We start from the raw sequence: 18,688 nt of genomic DNA, 5'->3' as shown, positions 1-18,688 counted from the left end.
AGCACCTGACGGGGTGCTGGTCTTATGCGAGTGAGTCGGTTACGACTACTTGGCGGCCTTACCCAGCTTGCGGCGGATGTGCTCGCCAACGTAGTGGATACCCTTGCCCTTGTAAGGCTCGGGAGGACGATGGCCGCGGATCTCAGCGGCGATCTGACCGACCTGCTGCTTGTTGATACCCTTGACGTTCACGTGGGTGTTGTCGGGAACCTCGAAGGTGATGCCCTCGGGAGCCTCGACGATCACGGGGTGCGAGAAGCCCAGGGAGAACTCGAGGTTCTTGCCCTTCTGCTGCACGCGGTAACCGACGCCGGCGAGCTCGAGCTTCTTCTCGAAGCCCTCGGAAACGCCAACAACCATGTTGTAAATGAGGGCACGGGTGAGGCCGTGGCGGGCACGGGTCTCACGCTCGTCGTCGGGACGGGAAACGGTGAGGACGTTGTCCTCGACGTTGATAGCGAGCTTCTCAAAGACATCGAGCTCGAGCTGGCCCTTGGGGCCCTTGACGACAACGTTGTTGCCGTTGACTGCCACTTCGACTCCGGCGGGAATCTGGACAGGCTTATTACCGATACGAGACACGGTGATCTCCTTTCCTTCTACCTACCGAGCGAATTACCAGACGTAAGCGATGATCTCGCCGCCGACGTTGTGCTTGCGAGCATCGCGGTCGGTCATGACGCCATGGCTGGTGGAAATAATGGCGGTACCAAGGCCACCGCGGACGCGGGGCATGTCGGCAACGCCAGTGTACTTACGCAGGCCCGGCTTGGAAATGCGGCGGATGCCGTTGATGACCTTAGCCTTCTTGGGACCATACTTAAGCGTGATGTGCAGAGTCTTCTGGGGAACGGTGTCCTCGACATCGTAGCCCTCGATGTAGCCCTCCTCGTGCAGAACACGAGCGATCTCGACGAGCTTCTTGCTGCTCGGCATGGAGACCGTGGCCTTGTTCACAGAGTTAGCGTTACGGATGCGCGTAAGCATATCTGCGATCGGGTCTGTAAGGTTCATACAGATTCTCCTTCGTTCTTGATGAACACGTGCTCTTGGTTCTTCGCCGCCCTTAACGGCAAAGCCTTTTTAGCGCGTTTTCCCTGTTCCAAACTGATGCTTGAAACGCTGGTAGTGACTTACCAGCTGGCCTTCTTAACGCCGGGAAGCTCGCCCTTGAGTGCAAGCTCGCGGAAGCAGACACGGCACAGGCCGAACTTGCGGTACACAGAGTGCGGACGGCCGCAGCGCTGGCAGCGCGTGTACTCACGAGTAGAGAACTTCTGCTTGCGATTGCACTTGACGATCATCGATGTCTTAGCCACTTATATCCTCCTCACATAGAGTATTGTTCGCCCCAAGCGCCGCCCCCTTGTGGGAACGGCGCTTATAGGGCAGGTGAACCTATTTCTTGAACGGGAAACCGAAGGCGTCCAGAAGGGCCTTGGCCTCCTCATCGGTGTTGGCGGTGGTCACGAAAGTGATGTCCATACCACGCTGGTGATCGACGGAGTCGAAGTCGATCTCGGGGAAGATGAGCTGCTCGGTGACGCCCATGGAGAAGTTACCACGGCCGTCGAAGCTCTTGGCGGAGATGCCGCGGAAGTCGCGGATACGGGGGATCGCGACGGAGGTCAGACGATCGAAGAACTCCCACATACGGTCGCCACGCAGGGTAACCTTGCAGCCGATCGGCATACCGGCGCGCAGGCGGAAGGTAGCGATGGACTTGCGGGCACGGGTGATCATCGGCTGCTGGCCGGTGATGGCGCGCAGGTCGCGCACGGCACCGTCGATGGCCTTGGAATCGGTAGCGGCCTCGCCGACACCCATGTTCACGACGATCTTCTCAAACTTGGGGATCATCATGACGTTCTCGTACTGGAACTTGTCCTGAAGCTGCTGCTTGACCTCGTTGTTGTACTTGGTCTTCAGACGCGGCACATACTTCTCTTCTGCCATTGTTCACTCCTTCTTGGGGTTTTAAGCACGGGGCGTGGCCACGATGGGTTGTCCTCGTGCCTCCTGGCTGCATCCGCGCCGCTCATGGCATTTCGCGGTCTGGACTCGACGCAGCAGGAGCCGACAAAACAATCGGTACTATACGCGCATCGGGAGCGTATTTCCAGAAAAACCTCGTCTGCCTGCACAACTCCACAACTCCCCCGCACAAATGGATCCCAAAAAGCAGTTGCGGTGAAATAGGGACTGTTGGGCGGCCTAACAGGCTTAAACAATCCGTATTTCACCGCAACTTATTGGTGGGGATGCGACTAGCGCTTGCGGGGGACGAGCTTGGTGCGGCGCAGGTGGATCATCTCGGCGGCAATAGAGATAGCGATCTCCTCGGGATCCTCGGCCTCGATGGCAACGCCGATCGGCAGGTGTAGCTCGTCGATCTGGTCCTGCGTAAAGCCCTCCTGCTCCAGGCGGGCGCGCACAAAGGCCGTCTTGCGACGCGAGCCCAAGCAGCCCAGATAGGCGGGTTTGGCACGCATGGCCTGAATCACCACGTCGATATCGGACTTGTGACCCGCCGTGGCGACGACCACCAGGTCGCGCGGGCCGATGGGGCACTGCTTGCTCAGGCTCTTGTAGTCGACCAGACGACGGTCGTAGACACCGGGCACCCAATCGGGGGTCAGCGTGCCGGGGCGGTCGTCGCACGCCACGACGGCAAAGCCCGCCACCGTAAGCACCCGCGCCGTCGCGGCGCCCACGTGGCCGCAGCCAAAGATATAGGTCAGGCCCTCGGGGCAGAGCGTCTCGATGTGCGCCGCGGGAATCTCAGAGGCCGCGTTGGTGTAGGTGACCTTACTCCCCTCCTCCACCAGCGAAAGCCCGGGGCTGCCCGCAATGGTGCGGCGCGATTCCTCGCCATGGTACTCGGCCACATCGCCCTCGAGCGCGCTCGCGATAAACGGTTCAAAGTCGATGACGAAGTCGCCGATGCGCCGATAGGCCAAGACGTCGGCAACCGACTGGAGCAACGGTACCTTGGTCGCGTCCAGGTGCAGATAGCACAGGCAGATGACTCCGCCGCAGATCATGCCGGTATCGGAGTTCTCGCCGCCCATGGTGTAGCGGACCAGACGCGACTGTCCCGCGCTCAGGAGTTCGCGCGCCTCATCCAGCGCAAAGAGCTCAATCTTGCCGCCGCCGATAGTGCCCGCCTGGCCACCGTCGGCAAAGACGGCCATCCAGGCGCCCACGCCGCGCGGCGACGACCCCGCCGTGCCGGCCACGACCACGAGCTCGCACGTCTCGCCAGCACGCAGGGCGGCAAGCGCAGCATTCACCACATCGAGCTTTTCCATTGCAATTTCCTATCCCTGGAATACACCGGTGAGCATGGCGAGTGCCTCGAGCACACCGCCGCCGACCGACGTCGCCTTGTCCGAAATGTAGTTGATATAGCTGGCATCGCCGCGCGGATCGACATCGGCGCATTTAAAGCCCTCAGTCACCTGCACGCCGTTCGCCAAAAGCCCGCGCAGACAGCCATCGATCTGCGTGCACATGGGCGAATCGCCCGCGTAGCCAATCACGTCTCCGGCGCTCACGATGTCGCCGATCGCGCGGTCGGACCGAAACACGCCGGCGGCGGGGCTGTGGATAACGCGCTCTCTGCCATAGCCAGCGATAATGCCCGGCACGCCCGTGTTGGGTTGGGGCGAACCCTGGGTAATGACACGGCCCAGGAAATGCCCGCGCATGGTTTCGACCACGGCGTCGCAGTCAACCGGCGCGGTAAAGCCCGGCCCCACGGCGATGACGGCAGGCGCCATGTCGCGCGTGGTACCCAGGTTGCGCTTAGCCAGAATCGCGTCGACCACGGCAGCGGGTTTCAGCTCGCCGAGCATCTTGGCCTGGGGGTCCACCACAACGGCGACGTCTCCAGCCTCGGTAATTGCAAGCGCCTCTGCCGGCGTCTGTGCCAAGCGAGCGCGAATGCCCTCGACCTCGACCTCGCCCAAGCGAATAGCCTCGCAAAAACTGATTGTGCGGCGGATGCACGTGGGAACCGCGATATCGGCCATAACGACCGACACGCCGGCGCGCACCAAGCGAGCGGCGACGCCCGTGGCGATATCGCCGGCGCCGCGAACATAAACGAGCATTCCCGGGACACCTCCCTGTGCTACGGTTTGAGCAGAGCAAATGCGGTTCGACCGCTACTCTGATGATTATTTATTATCACAGTATTATACGGCGGTGAACAGATGGAAACGGTTAGCGGCAATCTTGCCTCGGCACTCAGGATCAAACCGGGCATTACCGCGATTATCGGCAGCGGTGGCAAGTCGACCTTGCTAAAGACGCTCGGCCTTGAGCTTATGCGCGCTGGCGGCCGCGCGCTCCTCTGCACCACCACGCATATGTTCCCCGTCGCCGGCGTGCCGTGGGACGGGTCGAGCCGTCGCCTGGACGCCGCGCCTTGGAAACCGGGCGCCCTGCATGTTCCCGGCTGCACCTGCGAGGCATGCGCAGGCATGAGCCGCGGAGGCATCTGCCAGGCGGGTGTTTTGGACCCGGAGACGGGCAAGCTCTCCTCCCCTGCCGAGCCGCTCGACCAGCTGGCGCAGCGCTTTGACTACGTCCTGGCCGAGGCGGACGGCAGCAAGCGGCTCCCGCTCAAGGCCCACGCCGCCTGGGAGCCGGTGATTCCCTCTGGCACGGCCAACATCGTCTGGATCGCCGGCGCCTCAGGGCTCGGCAAGCCCATCAACGAAGCCGTCCACCGCCCCGAGCTCTTTTGCGAGCGTTGCGGCTGCGAGCTCACTGACATCGCCACGCCCGAGCGCGTCGCCATGGTGCTCAATGCCGAGATGCAGGCGCTGAAACTCAGCACCGCACGCGTCATGCTCAACCAAGTCGACACGCTCAGCGACCCCACGATGGCCGACCGCTTCGAGGCAGCTCTCGACCGCCCCGTCGTCGCCAGCAGCCTCAAGTAGCCGGCCCCATCTCCTCAGTTGCGGTGAAATACGGACTGTTTGGCCGCCCGACGGCCGCAAACAGTCCGTATTTCACCGCAACTGAGGAGGGGACACGGCATCTTTGCTGCTAGCGGGGCACGTAGCGACCGGTCTGGGCTCCGGTGGGCTCGCCATCGCGCGCCACCAGCACGCCGTTCACAAACACGGCCTTGGCGCGGCCATGTGCCTCAAAGCCCTCGAGCGGCGTGTAGTCCACGGCCTGATGCTGCGTCGCGGCGCTGATCGTCCAACGCGCGCAAGGATCCCACACGCACACGTCGGCATCGGCACCCTCGGCAAGACAGCCCTTGCGCGGATACATGCCAAAAACGCGCGCCGGGTTCTCGCTCATCAAGCGGCAGAGGTCCTCGGGGCCCAGCTGGCCCTCAAAGCTCGTGGCAATCGCGACGGGGCGATGCTCCACGCCGGGCCCGCCGTTGGGAATCGCGCGGAAGTCGTCGCGCCCGCGGTCCTTTTGCCCGTGCAGGTTAAAGCTGCAGTGGTCGGTCGCAATCGTATCGATCTCGCCGGCCACAAGCGCCTCGCGCAGGGCTGCACGGTCACCCGCATGGCGCAGCGGCGGACTCATCACATACTTGGCACCCGCAAAGCCGTCCTCGCCCTGCTCCAGATAACAGGTGTCGTCGAGCATCAGATACTGGGGGCAGGTCTCGACATAGATATTCTTCTGCCCGCGCGCTTTGGCAGCACGGATGGCCTCGAGCCCCAGCTTGGTCGAAAGGTGCACCACGTTGACCGGAGCGTCCCCGGCCAAGTGCGCCAGATACAGCAGGCGGCTCACGGCCTCACCCTCGCACACGTCCGGACGGCTGAGCGCATGCCCCTCGGGCCCGTGGATGCCCCGCTCAAACACGCGCTTCTGCAGTTCATTCACCAACGTGCCGTTCTCGCAATGCACGCACAGCATGCCGCCAATACGCTTGAGCTCCTCGAGCACCTCGAGCGTCTCGGCATCGTCCAAGCGCAGGTGGTCATAGGCAAAGTAGGTCTTAAACGACGACACGCCCGCCTCGCGCATGGCCGAAAGATCGGCGCGGTTGCGCTCATTCCACTCGGCGAGTGCCATATGAAAAGCGTAGTTGGCCGTGCAGGTTCCGTCGGCGCGGCGATGCCACTCGGCAAGGGCATCGGGCATGGTCACGCCGCGATCGGCCGTCGCGTAGTCCACGATGGTCGTCGTACCGCCGCAGGCAGCCGCACGCGTACCGGTCTCAAAGCTATCGGCCGTCCAATCCATGCCAGTCCAGCACTGCATGTGCGTGTGGCCGTCGATAAAGCCGGGGAACACCCAACAGCCCACGGCATCCTCAACGGTATCGCCCTCGGCCGGCTCAATCGCCGCGGCGATCCGCACGATCTTATCGCCCTCCATGGCAAGATCGGCGCGGCGAAACCCCTGGGGCGTCACGAGCGCGCCGTTTTTGATGATGATCATGTTGCTCCTTATTGATTAATACTGTTGGCCACGCGATCAAAATACGAGCAGGCCGCGATATGCTCCGTTATGCGTTGCTGTCCCTTGGCGGTATCGACGTCCCACAGCTCGTAGGCACGCGCCTCGACCAGCACCACGTCGATACGGCTCTTGAGGATCGAACCGCCGCCGTCCTTGCCCTCGAGACACATAAGTGCATCGAACAGTTCCGCCGGAAAGAGCACCGGGCTCGAAGGCTCACCGTTGCACGCAAGACGCACCGGATGCTTGCGGCCACGCTCGTCAAATACACGAACCATGGCCTCAAAAGAATCCGAACTCACGAGCGGCTGGTCGCCCGGCAAAAAGAGGCAACCTTTCCAGTTGCGTTCGACTCCCCACGAAAGGCCCGCACGGACGCTTTCGCTGCGCAGCTCGCCATCGTGCAGCACGCACGGGCAATGCTTGTCCTCGCAAATCTGAGCGACCCCGGGCCAACGCGTCGAAACCACGACGTCAAAGCCCCGGGGAACCGAATCGATGGTCCGGGCAATCAGCGGCTCGCCATAGATATCGGCAAGCATCTTGTTAGAGCCAAACCGCTTGCCCTCGCCCGATGCCATAATGACGCATCCAAGTTTCATGGTGATACCTCCCCTGAAACCATCGTACCCATAACTCGCGCCGCGGGCATCCACATCGAAAGCGCTTATCCCGCACGCCCGCGATGCAAAAAAGGGGCACCCCGCCGGTTGGCAGAGCGCCCCCTTTACATGGCTTACCTCAGCCCAGCTTTAGGCCTGGAACCAACGGGCGGTGTTGCGCTCGTCGAGGGCCTTGAGGGTAGCGGCGGGATCGGCAACCTTCTGCAGGAACATCATGGCTGCGATGGCGTACGGCTTGTAGCTGGCCTCCTTGTACATGCCCACGCGGTGCATGTCGAAGACGTCGGCGTTGACCTCGCCGTGCTCGCAGGAGACACCGGAGATGTCGGCGGGCAGCGGGTGCATAAAGATGGTGTCCTGGCCGTTGGCAGTCTTCTCCATGAGCTCGGTCGTGGAGCACCAATCCTGATGGGTGGCGTTCTGGGCGAGCAGCTCCTTCTCGAGCGCTGCGATGCCGGCGTCGTCGCCCTCGGCGTACAGGTTGGTACGCTTCTCCATGGCGGCAAACGGAGCCCAGCTCTTGGGGATCACGATGTCGGCGCCCTCGAAGGCCTCGGCCATGGTGTTGGCCTGCTTAAAGGTGGTGCCGGACTCGGCGGCATAGCTCTTGGCGCGCTCGACGACCTCGGGCATGAGGTCGTAGCCCTCGGGGTGAGCCAGGGTGACGTCCATGCCAAAACGGGGCAGCAGGCTGATCAGCGACTGCGGGCAGGACAGCGGCTTGCCGTACGAGGGAGAATAGGCCCAGGTAACGGCAACCTTCTTGCCCTTGAGGTTCTCAAGACCGCCAAACTCGTTGATGAGGTAGAGCATGTCGGCAGAGGACTGCGTGGGGTGATCGGAGTCGGACTGCAGGGAGATGAGCGTGGGACGGTGATCCAGAACGCCGTCCTCGTAAGCCTGCTGGACAGACTCGGAGACCTCGACCATGTAGGCGTCGCCCTTGCCGATGTACATGTCGTCGCGGATGCCGATGACGTCGGCCATGAAGGAAATCATGGTAGCGGTCTCGCGGACGGTCTCGCCGTGAGCGATCTGGGACTTCTTCTCGTCCAGGTCCTGCAGCTCAAGGCCGAGCAGGTTGGCGGCCTTAGAGAAGGAGAAGCGCGTACGGGTAGAGTTGTCGCGGAACAGGGAGACGGCAAGACCGGAGTCGAAGATCTTGGACGAAACGTTGTTCTCGCGCAGCTCGCGCAGAGCGTCGGCGACGATGTAGAGCGCCTTGAGCTCATCGGTGGTCTTATCCCAGGTGTGCAGGAAGTCGCTGCCGTACATACCCTTAAAATCGAGGCCGTTCAGCTGCTCGACGAGCTCGGTAAACTTGGCGTCCATGTAAATGTCCTTTCTAAAGGTGAAACGATCGCAATGAGTAGATGCGCTCCGGCATGCGCGTGTGGCTAGAACATGCAGAGCGCTATGACGAGGACCCGCCACCGTCGAGGAAGCATGGGAGATAACGACCGCGGGCCCCAAGTCAACAGGAGGCGCCGGGGGCATAAACTGCCCCCGGCTCAACAAGATCGAGGAATGGGACTAGTCGATCTTGTTGTTGGTCAGACCGGCGCGGAACACGGTGGCATCGCCATCGGCCTGGCTCGGATCGTAGAGGTTCAGGGCAGCCACATACATGGCGGCAGCGGTGACCAGGTCGTCCTTGTAGGTGACCTCGTTGGGAGCGTGAGCCTGAGACTCGGCACCCGGGCCAAAGCCGACGCAGGGGATGCCATAGCGGCCCTGGATGGAAACGCAGTTCGTGGAGAAGGTCCACTTGTCGCACAGCGGACGACCGGTGCGCTTGTCCATGCTGGGCTCGCAGCCGATGCGCTCGTCACCGAACATAGCCTTATGGGCGTCGACGAGGGCCTTGACGTGCGGAGCGGTCTCCTTGTTGATCCACGTGGGGAAGTAAGCCTCGGTCTCGTAGACCTCGCCGGTCCAGGACGGACGGTCGTACATGTACATGGAGACCTTCACGTCGTCGCCGTACTTCTTGGCTGCCGGCAGGTTGCGGATCTCGTCCAGGCAGGACTCCCAGGTCTCGCCGGCGGTCATGCGACGGTCGATGGAGATGGCGCAGGAGTCAGCGACAGCGCAGCGGCTGGGGCTGGTGTAGAAGATCTGGCTGACGGTGCAGGTACCGCGGCCCAGGAAGCGGGCGTCCTCGAAGTGCTCGGGGTTGTACTTGGGGTCGAGCATCTTGACGAGGCCCTTGATGTCGGTCGACTCGTCGCAGCCATTGTTGTTGAGGGCGCGGACGTCGGCGATGATGTCGGCCATCTTGTAAATGGCGTTGTCGCCGCGGTCGGGAGCGGAGCCGTGGCAGGAGGTGCCATGAACGTCGACGCGGATCTCCATGCGGCCGCGGTGACCGCGATAGATGCCACCGTCGGTGGGCTCGGTGGAAATGACGAACTCGGGCTTAATGCCGTCCTTGTTGTAGATGTACTGCCAGCACATGCCGTCGCAGTCCTCTTCCTGGACGGTGCCGACGACCATGATCTTGTAGCCTTCGGGGATGAGGCCCATGTCCTTCATCATCTTGGCAGCGTAGGTAGCAGAAGCCATGCCACCCTCCTGGTCGGAGCCACCACGGCCGTAGATGATCTCGTCGGTCTCGTAGCCCTCATAGGGATCGGAGTCCCAGTTCTCGATGTTGCCGATGCCGACGGTGTCGATGTGGGAGTCGATGGCGATGATCTTGTCGCCCTCGCCCATAAAGCCCATAACGTTGCCCAGGCCGTCGACCTTGACCTCGTCATAGCCGAGGCTCTCCATCTCGGCCTTGATGCAGGCGACAACCTCGCCCTCCTCGCAAGACTCAGAGGGATGCGAGATCATAGCGCGCAGGAAGCGAGTCATATCAGCACGATGAGACTCAGCAGCAGCCTTGATAGCGTCGAAATCGAGTTCTTTAGCCATTGTTCATAACCTTTCAAACGAAGGAATCTACCTGTGGGGTGGCGGAGCGATACCTATTTACTCCACCCAGTATTAGCAAGTGGGGTATTCGCCCTCCCAGACGATGCGACGGTACTGATCCGGATCGGTGTCGCCTTCGGTGGAGAAGCAGAGCACGGAGCTCGTCTTGTCCAGGCCGATGAGCTCCTTGAGCTCGGCGTACTCGGGATCGAGCATGAGGGTCTCGACCAGGCCGGTGGTCACCGCGCCGGACTCGCCGGAGATGACGCGCGGGTCGCCCTTCTCGGGAGCGCCCAGGGTGCGCATGCCGCGAGCAGTGACCCAGTCGGGGCAGGACACGAAAGCGGTAGCGTGGTTGCGCAGGATATCCCAGCCCAGGATGTTGGGCTCGCCACAGCACAGGCCGGCCATGATGGAGGGCATGTCGCCGTCCACGATGCGCGGGTCGCCGTCGCCGGCGGCAGCGCCCTTGTACAGGCAGGCGGCCGGAGCGCACTCGACCACGACAAAGGTGGGCGGGTTATCGGGATACAGGTTGGTGAAGTAGCCCACCACGGCGCCGGCCAGCGAGCCTACGCCAGCCTGGACAAAGACGTGCGTCGGGCGGTTGATGGCCATCTCGCGCAGCTGCTCGGCAGCCTCGGAAGCCATGGTGCCGTAGCCCTCCATGATCCAAGACGGGATCTTCTCGTAGCCCTCCCAGGCGGTGTCCTGAACGATGACGCCGCGCTCGCAGGCATCGGCCTCGGCGGCGGCCATGCGCACGCACTCGTCGTAGTTGACCTCTTCGATGGTCACCGTGGCGCCCTCGGCGGCGATGTTATCGAAGCGGGGCTTGGTGGAACCCTTGGGCATGTGCACGACAGCCTTCTGGCCCAGCTTGTTGGCAGCCCATGCCACGCCGCGGCCATGGTTGCCGTCAGTGGCGGTAAAGAAGGTGGCCTGGCCAAAGTCCTCGGCCAGCTGATCGGAGGTCAGGTAATCGAAGGTGCAGTCGGCAACGTCCTTGCCGGTCTCGTCGGCAATGTAGTTGGCCATGGCAAACGAGCCGCCCAGAACCTTAAAGGCGTTGAGGCCAAAGCGATAGCTCTCGTCCTTAACGCACAGGTTGGACAGACCCAGGCGCGCAGCCTGACCGTCCAGGCGGGCAAGCGGGGTGACGGTATATTGAGGGAACGACTGGTGGAAGGCACGGGCCTTCTTCACGTGGTCGAGACTCATGATTCCCAAGTGCTTGTCATCGCTCTTGGGCATCGTGTTGCCCGCCCACTGGATCTTATCGGCCATACGGTGAACTCCTTAAGTCCTCTCTTGCCGGCCCCCGCATACGCGTTTCAGCCCATTCCCATTCATGCGACTGAACTTTTATGTGGATGCCAAACAAAAAGTTTGTTAGTAATGTTCTATCACACTTTTTGATTGGTATACCTAACGAATTGTTTGTTGCCGCAATCGGTACTTTTTCGCCGCCGAACGGTTATGAATTGCCTTGTTGATGGATTTGTTTGCGGTCAAGTGTGGTTTATGGCACAGTGAGCCCAAACTAATTTTTAGGAAGGCACCTATGACCCCCGCACAGATTGAGTTTTATAAGCGCCTTGCACACGGCCTGGCGCTCCAATTTGGCCCCAGCTGCGAAGTCGTCGTCCACGATCTGGAGACCGAGGACGTGGACCACTCCATCGTAGTGATCGAAAACGGCCACGTCAGCGGGCGCAAACTGGGTGACGGCCCCAGCCATATCGTGTTTGAGTCCATGCACGAGGGCACCGCCGACGTACACGACCGCGAGCCATACCTCACCAAAACCACCGATGGCAAGCTGCTCAAGTCCTCGACTATCTTTATCCGCAACGACGAAGGCAAGCCCGTCGGCATTTTGGGCATCAACTTTGACATTACGCTTATGAAGGCTTTTGAGCGTTCGCTCGACGCCTTTACCGGCACCGGCGGCACGGGCTATACCGAGCCCGAGCCCATTACCAAGAACATCGGCGACCTGCTCGAGGACCTGCTGCACGAGTGCGAGCAGTTTGTGGGCAAGCCCGCGGCGCTCATGACCAAAGACGAGCGCATTCGTGCCATTGGCTACCTCGACCGTCGCGGCGCCTTCCTCATTTCCAAGTCGAGCGAGCGCGCCTGCGAGTTCTTTGGCATCTCAAAGTACAGCTTCTATAGCTACCTCAATGAGGCCAAGGCGGCGGCCGGCGATAAGTAGGCACTCGCCCGGATTGCCCTCCCCTTTTGGGCGTGAGTTCTGGAAAGCACGAATCCAAGACCGAGCCGCTTGGGAAGTTCCATATAATCGATGTCATTAGTATTTCGAAAGGATGGAACAGAATGGCGTTGAGCAAGGCATCATGCACCGGTCGCGGATTGATTCCGGCAATTGGTGGGCATGTGCACCGCATGTTCGATGAGGGTGAAGACGACCTGTTTTCACTGAGCCTTGACGACGTGATGGATGATCGCCCGTGGACCGCCGACGAACTCATGGGCGGTGGGGCTCGCCCGTCAAGCCCCAATCCCGCACTTGCGCCTAAGTCCGCACCTGCGCCGACTCCTGCGCAGTCGCCTGTTTCGACGCCCGCGCCTACGCCCGCACCCACTTCGGCGCCCACGCCCGCTCCCCGCCCCGCAAGCGACCCGTCCGAGACGGCGGCATTTCTCGCTGCAGCGACGCAGGGCAAATCGGCCGACAGCACCGTTATGTACAACGCCCAGCAGTTGCCCGTTCCTGCGGCACGCAAGCCTCCGGTCGCAAGGCTCGATGAGCCCGTTGCCCGTCAGGTTGCCTACGATTCCTGGGCTGCAGCCGATCTGGATGAGACCTCTACCGGCATGCCGGCGCTCGACGTTCCAGTTAACCCGCTTTTTGCCGCCAACACGAGCGCAGCGGACTATGAGGGTGGTGCGGCATATTCCGATTATTCCGATGACTATGCTGGCACCGGTCGCATCGAGACCGAGGATTATGGCACCGCATCGAGCGATTATCTCAACGATCCGTACACTGCCACACCTGCACCGGAATATGACCCGGAGGCCGCGTCCGCACCGGCGTATACCAAAAGCACGGGCGAAGAGCGCTTCGCCGATTATTACGCCGAGGAAAAGGCGCTGCGTTTCTCGGAATTTCCGCAGGCAGTCAAGGTTGCCTTTATCGCCATTGTCATTGCCCTGCTCGGCGTCATTGCGTTTGAGGGATTCCAGCTGTTCCGCAGCCCCACCCAAGCGGAGTCGGAGACCCAGCAAAAAGAGGACGACAACCAGCACCTGGACATCAACACCCTCAAAGGCGACCCCAACGACGGGGACGACGAGTAGCGAGGGCTGAAGGCGGCCGCAGGATCCCGCATCCAGCACCGGCTTCTAAGTGCTGTTTTGTCATCCAGCTACACTTTTCCGAAGTTTTAAGATGCCTATCTCGACACTTTTCCGTACTTTTACACGGCTGATTTCGACACTTTTCCGGATGGAAGCCGAATAATCACTTGGGAAACCAACGCCATCCGCGCGTCATTTCGCGGATGGCGCTTGATTTATGTCCGTACACGTTGATAGACCCCATCGTGCCCGCAAGGAGCGGGCGCGTTTTATCCAGAGTCGGGGTAGAGAGTTGGCTCCACGATCCCGACGCCAACCGGCCAAGAGGCACGGTGGCCCTGCCAACATCGATGAAAGGAGTCCGTATGGACAATTTCTCCGTGCGCAGTGAGCGCAACTTCCACAACCTGACAGCCAAGCCAAAACGAATGCATCTTCTGGACAAGCCGAACGGCTACGCCTCGGCCATGGTCAAGAGCAGTCTCCTCCACCAGATGCGCTTTACCGTGCAGGCGCTCGAGAAAGAGCTCTACACCGCCGGCGACCCGCACGTACTGCAGATCAAGCTGCTTGGAGACGACTCGCGCGAGCTGTCTAGCTGGAAGCTGTTTGCCGACGGCACGTGCGTCGCAAGCGGTTCGGGTGACTTTGCCCGCGAGTGCTTCTGCGAGGGAGCTGAGGTGTTTCTGGACCTGTGTCGCGACGCCGTCGAGACTGCCGAGCTGTGCCAGTGGAGCGAGAGGGAGTACGAGCTGTTGGGTGCCGCGCGCGGGATTGCGGGGGGTGTAGGAACAGAAGCCTCATGACGGTGGCCTCAGCTGGAATGACGTATCGCTCGATAAATGATCTCAACAACGTAGCCGATGCGCCGCATTTCACCTCAAAGGCATTGAGCGATCAGGAGGCGTCCAGCATTTCTTTGATATCCCCAATTGATTGTTCCGAGAAAGTCTCTTCATGTCCTTATAATCGCCCTTACGAGAAACGTGGACGAGACAGGCGTCCATATGCCGTCTCTAAACTAACGAGCCGTTCGCGGAAAGAACATCTGGCTAGCATGGGCCAAAGATATACTGGTATCGCTGCAACAATTATGGAAGATCGGCACCACCAATGACCTCCTTGAAATTCTCCAGGCGCTTCGCGCTTAGCCTGCTCGCCTCGCTGTCCGCCACCGTAGCGCTTGCTTTGCCCTCAACCGCCCTAGCCGCGTCGGACCCGAACCCGCCCAGCATCTCCAACGTGACGATATCCGCGACGACAGTCACGGCCGGCTCCACGCTGCATGTCGGCTATAGCGTCGATGACCCTGACGGGGTACGGTCCGTCACGCCCATAGTCGAAGTCCTTGTCGAAAACGATACCGGAGACCATGGAATCAGTTCCCGTCTCGCCTTCTCGTCGACCGGCAACACGACCGCGGGCTTCGATATCTCCACCTCCCCGAGCGACCGGCCCTGCAGGTACCGGATCATCGGCCTCGGCGTGACCGATAGTCTTGGATGGGTTACCGATGTCTACGACACGACGTATGCCGAGGAGAAGGGGCTCGACTGTCCGACCTTCACCACCGACCCCCTCGAGTATGAGGTGACCGAGGGACCCGAGGACCAAAACCCGCCGACCGTGTCCTCCGTGTCGCTCTCGAGCAGGGAGGTCGCAACCGGTGCCGACCTCCACATCTCTTGGACCGTCTCCGATGCCGACGGCGTTCGCTCCGTTTCCCCCATACTGCGGCAGGGCTGGGAGAATTCGGACGACGGCTGCTCTGTTTCGTCAGCCTATTATCACGGAGGCTCGTCTATCGACGGGTTTGACCTCACATTCGACAGCAATAGGATCGGAAGGCACAGGCTGATCGGCCTTTCGGTCACCGATGGCCTAGGGTTCGAGACCGATGTGTACGAGAGTTCCTACGCCAGGGCCAACGGCATTTCGGGCGCGACTTTCTCGGTTGGCGACCCGAGCGAGCTGTGCTTCGAGGTGACCGGCAGCGCGATCGACCGGAACCCGCCCACGGTCTCGAACGTTTCCATCTCCGCGAAGAGGGTCCCCGTCGGCGGGATCCTCCGTATCTATTGCAATGTAGGCGACGCGGACGGCGTAAAGTCTGTCTCCCCGATCCTCGGCGACCCCGGCTATGTCGAGGACCCGAACTCTTTAAAGACCCGCAAAACGTTGAGCTGCAGCTACGATGCGGCAAGGGCCTATATCGAAATCGAGTTCCCCACGTCGCTCTCGATGGGCTCGTTTGAAATCCAAGCCCTCGCGGTCCTCGACAAGACGGGCCACGAGACCTTCGTCTACAGCTCCGCCTACGCCGAGCGTAACGGCAAGACCGGCGTTCAGACCTTTGATGTCGACGACGCGGGGGACGTCACCTTCGACGTGACCGCTCCGCTGTATGCCGCCACCAAGGGCGACGGGCAGGCGTATGCAAAGGACGGCGAGGCCGGTCTGACCTTCCGCTTCAGCGGTCCTCTCGATGAGTTCACGCGTCTCCTCGTGGACGGAACTGAGGTCTCCGCCGAGAACTACACCGCAACCAGGGGCAGCACGATTATCGAGCTCAGGCCGTCCTACCTGGACACGCTCGCCGGCGGCGGACACACCGTCACGGCCGTCTGGAAGGACGGGACGGCGACCGATGCGTCCTTCACCGTGGAGGGGAAGGCCCAAGGGGAGCAGGCGGGCGGAAAGACCGACGTAGATTCACCCGGCGACAACAAAAGTGATCCTGCCACTCCTGAAAAGGACGCCGACGAGGCGGCTACAAAAAAGTCGGGACGCACGACAGCCGATGAACCAAAGCTCGCTGCAACCGGCGACTCCACTTGGATGGCCAGCATCGCATTGGCCATGGCGGCCACGGCCTGCTTCACGGCAGCGAGAAGGCTTGAGCCCAAGCAGCATAAGCACGAACAGTAGCTCAAAGCGAACTCAACTGGGAAGGGCAGATGGATAGCCGTCCTTCTCTTATAATCAACCCAATCCGCTGAAATGCAATCAGTTAACGAGTTTCGCCAGACGCTCGGCCTCTACCCCGCTCTAGCAAGCCACCAGGCGATGAGATAATGCCCACGACTATCAACGTAAGCAAGGAGCGCGCTATGGCAGACAACGAGACCAAACCCTCGGCGAACGACGGCCGAGAGGAGCTCGTGGCAAAACAGCTCGCATCGACCAAAATCCACCTCGCGCTCACTCAGAAGCGGGTGGACGTCTCCGGCGCCATCAAGCTACCGCTCGAGCGAATTCCCCAACTCGGCGTGGCGTTCGCCTCGCTCCCCTCGATGTTTCGCACCGTCACCAACACGGTGAGCGTGCCCACGCTGCTCCAGGCGACTGACAAATATGGTAACCCGCTCGATCCGTCGAAACTCAACACGTTCAAGGACGGCAGCGGTCTCACAGGGGGCTACCGCGACGCCGCCAAGGGCCTTGGGCAGGCGCGCTTCCACGTAGTCGAGGGCGACATCGCCACGAGCGTCACGCAGGTGCCTTACGATCCAACATCGCTATTCATGGCAGCCGCAATCGCGCAGATAAACCAAAAGCTCGACTCCATCCAGGAGTCCGTCGACGAAATGTTCGAGTACATGCGTCAGCGCGACAAGGCCAACATGCGTGGCAACCTCAAGACGCTCGCAGACATCCTCAACGGTTACGGCCTCAACTACGGCAACGCCACCTACATGGCAAACGCCCATATGAAGGTGCTCGACATCAAGCAGTCGTCCGCGCAGGACATGGAACTCTTCCGCTCGCAGGCACAGGCGGATCTGAAAAAGAAAGGGTTCATCGAGGTGCGAGACGGCTTGGGCAGACGCCTCGACAAGGTGCTCGACTACCTCAAAGACTGCCAGCTCGCCACCTACATCCACGCGTTCTCGCTGTTCCTCGAACCCATGCTCGCCCAGAACTTCGAGCCCGCAAAGCTCGCGGACGCCACTGCGAAGATCGAGGCTGATTCGATCGCGTACCGCGAGCTCTACACCGACTGCTACAACGCACTCGAAGCGGGGGCTGTCGACACCGTCGATGCGGCACTGCTGGGCGGTATCGCGTCCGCGGGCAAATTGCTCGGTCACGCCATCGCAAAGACCCCCGTGGGCGACCATACACTCATCGACGAGGCGCTCGAAGGCGCAGGAGAGAGCATCGGAAAGTTCAACGACAAGCAATCCGAGAAACTCCTCGAAAAGCTCCATCAGGCAAAGACGCCCGACGTCACGCCGTTCAAGCAGAGCGTAAAGGAGATCGACGCCCTCTACAACCGCCCCGCGCAGATCGCCGTGGACGCCGAGAACGTCTACATCTTGCCTGCCAAGCAGCAGGAAGAGTAACGATACGCGACAGGCACGCGCCATGCAGACAGCTAACGCCCCTACCTTCCCGCCGCCTTCAGCTTCAGCAGCAGGTCGCCCAGCTCGGGGCACTTGCTAGAGAGGCGTGTCTGGGCCCGCTCGCCCATCCCCCAACGTTGGCGGACTTCTTGGGCGCGCGGACTCACGTGATAGTCCCCGTCCATCACCTGCTTGAGCAGCTTGGCGGTCACGCGCGCATCGGCTAGGGCGCTGTGGGCATGGCCCGTCGACTCGTCAAACTCGATGCCGAACCACGTTGCCGCGTCGCCCAACGAGACGCGCCCGTGGCTGCCAACGTCCATGATCGAGGTGTAAAACGCCTGCAGGTCGGCCCAGTCCGTAGGAAATGTGGAAAGGTCGATGTGCTTTGCCTGGCACTCGGTCAAAAGCTGCCGACGGTCCGCACCGTTCCAACAGACCACCTGGGCGGAGTAGCGACCGATCCAATCGCTGAGCCTTTTTATCACCATGTAGAGCGGATCGGCCATCGCGGTGTCCACGGCCGATATCCCCGTGAGCTCGCGGACGGGATACGCAACGCCTTCGGTAAATTCCGTCTGCACAAACTGCGAGAACTCGCCCATAACGTTGCCGTGGTAATCGAGCTTAACGGCGCCGACCTCGATAATCTCATTGCGCAGCCCACGGCGCTGGCGCTGTTTTGGCACCGGCGCAAACTCAAAGTCCAGCACAATCTGGCGCGCAAAGTTCGTCGTATCGATAGCCGAGATACACGGCGTCTTTTCAGCTGACACGGTTAGGGCCTTTCTCCGTTGCTTGCCGCTTGTTACATAAGCGGCTACATTGCCGTAAGGATAGGTGGCCGCGCGGACATGAAAGCTGGGCGCAATACCATGCGCTAATCACACGCCATGCAGACGGCCCCAAGAGAGTCGCCCGCTCTATTCAAATGGATGAAAAGACGATATGAGAAAGCCATTGGGGGCCGCCTCCCCCGCGGCGCAGCTTCTTTCCGCGGGCTCGGGGTGCCACAATGGGCTT

General features: G+C 61.2%; 18 protein-coding genes and 1 riboswitch. Of the genes, 6 read left to right on the top strand and 12 right to left on the bottom strand.

All coding sequences use genetic code 11. The features are described from left to right. Positions 1 to 45: 45 nt before the first annotated feature. The 6 genes from rplF to yqeB all read right to left on the bottom strand — a co-directional run bounded on the left by rplF (position 46) and on the right by yqeB (position 4,115). A complete protein-coding gene (rplF, locus tag KSY82_RS07675) occupies positions 46 to 582 on the bottom strand; it encodes a 50S ribosomal protein L6 (protein WP_217750849.1) in 537 nt (178 codons plus the stop codon). Between the two features lie 33 nt (positions 583 to 615). After that, positions 616 to 1,014 carry a 30S ribosomal protein S8 gene (gene rpsH, locus KSY82_RS07670; protein ID WP_006235262.1) on the bottom strand — a complete coding sequence of 133 codons (399 nt, stop codon included), beginning with the start codon at positions 1,012 to 1,014 and terminating at the stop codon, positions 616 to 618. A gap of 119 nt (positions 1,015 to 1,133) precedes the next feature. Beyond that, positions 1,134 to 1,319 carry a type Z 30S ribosomal protein S14 gene (locus KSY82_RS07665; protein ID WP_022094280.1) on the bottom strand — a complete coding sequence of 62 codons (186 nt, stop codon included), beginning with the start codon at positions 1,317 to 1,319 and terminating at the stop codon, positions 1,134 to 1,136. Between the two features lie 79 nt (positions 1,320 to 1,398). After that, positions 1,399 to 1,956 carry a 50S ribosomal protein L5 gene (rplE, locus tag KSY82_RS07660; protein ID WP_006235260.1) on the bottom strand — a complete coding sequence of 186 codons (558 nt, stop codon included), beginning with the start codon at positions 1,954 to 1,956 and terminating at the stop codon, positions 1,399 to 1,401. A gap of 311 nt (positions 1,957 to 2,267) precedes the next feature. Continuing rightward, complete coding sequence (locus KSY82_RS07655; protein WP_217750847.1) at positions 2,268 to 3,311, bottom strand: XdhC family protein; 1,044 nt, start codon at positions 3,309 to 3,311, stop codon at positions 2,268 to 2,270. 9 nt (positions 3,312 to 3,320) lie between these two features. Next, positions 3,321 to 4,115 (bottom strand): selenium-dependent molybdenum cofactor biosynthesis protein YqeB, encoded by a 795-nt coding sequence (yqeB, locus tag KSY82_RS07650; RefSeq protein ID WP_217750840.1) that lies wholly within the window; start codon positions 4,113 to 4,115, stop codon positions 3,321 to 3,323. A 102-nt stretch (positions 4,116 to 4,217) separates the two neighbouring features. Here yqeB and yqeC point away from each other — a divergent pair, with 102 nt between their 5' ends. Next, positions 4,218 to 4,952, top strand: a complete 735-nt coding sequence (gene yqeC / locus KSY82_RS07645; protein ID WP_217750838.1) for a selenium cofactor biosynthesis protein YqeC — start codon at positions 4,218 to 4,220, stop codon at positions 4,950 to 4,952. Positions 4,953 to 5,061: 109 nt separating this feature from the next. Here yqeC and hydA read toward each other — a convergent pair whose 3' ends face one another. From hydA to dpaL, 5 genes are all read right to left on the bottom strand, one after another. Next, complete coding sequence (gene hydA / locus KSY82_RS07640; protein ID WP_217750836.1) at positions 5,062 to 6,429, bottom strand: dihydropyrimidinase; 1,368 nt, start codon at positions 6,427 to 6,429, stop codon at positions 5,062 to 5,064. Between the two features lie 8 nt (positions 6,430 to 6,437). Further along, positions 6,438 to 7,052: a nucleotidyltransferase family protein gene (locus KSY82_RS07635; protein ID WP_217750834.1), complete on the bottom strand. Its 615-nt coding sequence runs from the start codon at positions 7,050 to 7,052 to the stop codon at positions 6,438 to 6,440. Positions 7,053 to 7,202: 150 nt separating this feature from the next. Continuing rightward, positions 7,203 to 8,405, bottom strand: a complete 1,203-nt coding sequence (gene ygeW / locus KSY82_RS07630) for a knotted carbamoyltransferase YgeW (RefSeq protein WP_217750832.1) — start codon at positions 8,403 to 8,405, stop codon at positions 7,203 to 7,205. Between the two features lie 201 nt (positions 8,406 to 8,606). Further along, positions 8,607 to 9,992, bottom strand: coding sequence for a YgeY family selenium metabolism-linked hydrolase (locus KSY82_RS07625; protein ID WP_195544493.1), 1,386 nt, complete (start codon positions 9,990 to 9,992; stop codon positions 8,607 to 8,609). Between the two features lie 72 nt (positions 9,993 to 10,064). Beyond that, the gene (gene dpaL / locus KSY82_RS07620) at positions 10,065 to 11,279 is read right to left on the bottom strand and encodes a diaminopropionate ammonia-lyase (protein ID WP_217750831.1); all 1,215 of its coding nucleotides are present in this window, start codon (positions 11,277 to 11,279) and stop codon (positions 10,065 to 10,067) included. Positions 11,280 to 11,556: 277 nt separating this feature from the next. Here dpaL and KSY82_RS07615 point away from each other — a divergent pair, with 277 nt between their 5' ends. The 5 genes from KSY82_RS07615 (at position 11,557) to KSY82_RS07595 (ending at position 17,665) form a co-directional block, all read left to right on the top strand. Then, on the top strand, positions 11,557 to 12,210 hold the full coding sequence (locus KSY82_RS07615; RefSeq protein ID WP_254881761.1) for a helix-turn-helix transcriptional regulator: 654 nt from the start codon (positions 11,557 to 11,559) through the stop codon (positions 12,208 to 12,210). A gap of 122 nt (positions 12,211 to 12,332) precedes the next feature. Then, positions 12,333 to 13,319, top strand: coding sequence for a hypothetical protein (locus tag KSY82_RS07610; RefSeq protein ID WP_217750827.1), 987 nt, complete (start codon positions 12,333 to 12,335; stop codon positions 13,317 to 13,319). Positions 13,320 to 13,585: 266 nt separating this feature from the next. Continuing rightward, a riboswitch (SAM riboswitch) is annotated at positions 13,586 to 13,676 on the top strand. 8 nt (positions 13,677 to 13,684) lie between these two features. Then, positions 13,685 to 14,125 (top strand): nucleoside-specific channel-forming Tsx family protein, encoded by a 441-nt coding sequence (locus KSY82_RS07605; protein ID WP_217750825.1) that lies wholly within the window; start codon positions 13,685 to 13,687, stop codon positions 14,123 to 14,125. Positions 14,126 to 14,432: 307 nt separating this feature from the next. Next, positions 14,433 to 16,247, top strand: coding sequence for a hypothetical protein (locus KSY82_RS07600; RefSeq protein WP_217750823.1), 1,815 nt, complete (start codon positions 14,433 to 14,435; stop codon positions 16,245 to 16,247). A gap of 182 nt (positions 16,248 to 16,429) precedes the next feature. Further along, entirely contained in the window at positions 16,430 to 17,665 is a 1,236-nt protein-coding gene (locus KSY82_RS07595; RefSeq protein ID WP_217750821.1) for a hypothetical protein, read from the top strand. A 41-nt stretch (positions 17,666 to 17,706) separates the two neighbouring features. Here KSY82_RS07595 and KSY82_RS07590 read toward each other — a convergent pair whose 3' ends face one another. Next, on the bottom strand, positions 17,707 to 18,441 hold the full coding sequence (locus tag KSY82_RS07590) for a 3'-5' exonuclease (protein ID WP_217750819.1): 735 nt from the start codon (positions 18,439 to 18,441) through the stop codon (positions 17,707 to 17,709). Between the last annotated feature and the right edge of the window lie 247 nt (positions 18,442 to 18,688).

Source organism: Collinsella aerofaciens (assembly GCF_019131995.1).
Lineage (GTDB): Bacteria > Actinomycetota > Coriobacteriia > Coriobacteriales > Coriobacteriaceae > Collinsella > Collinsella aerofaciens_S.
Note: the sequence above shows the minus strand (reverse complement) of the source record. Positions and strands in the feature narration are given on the sequence as shown.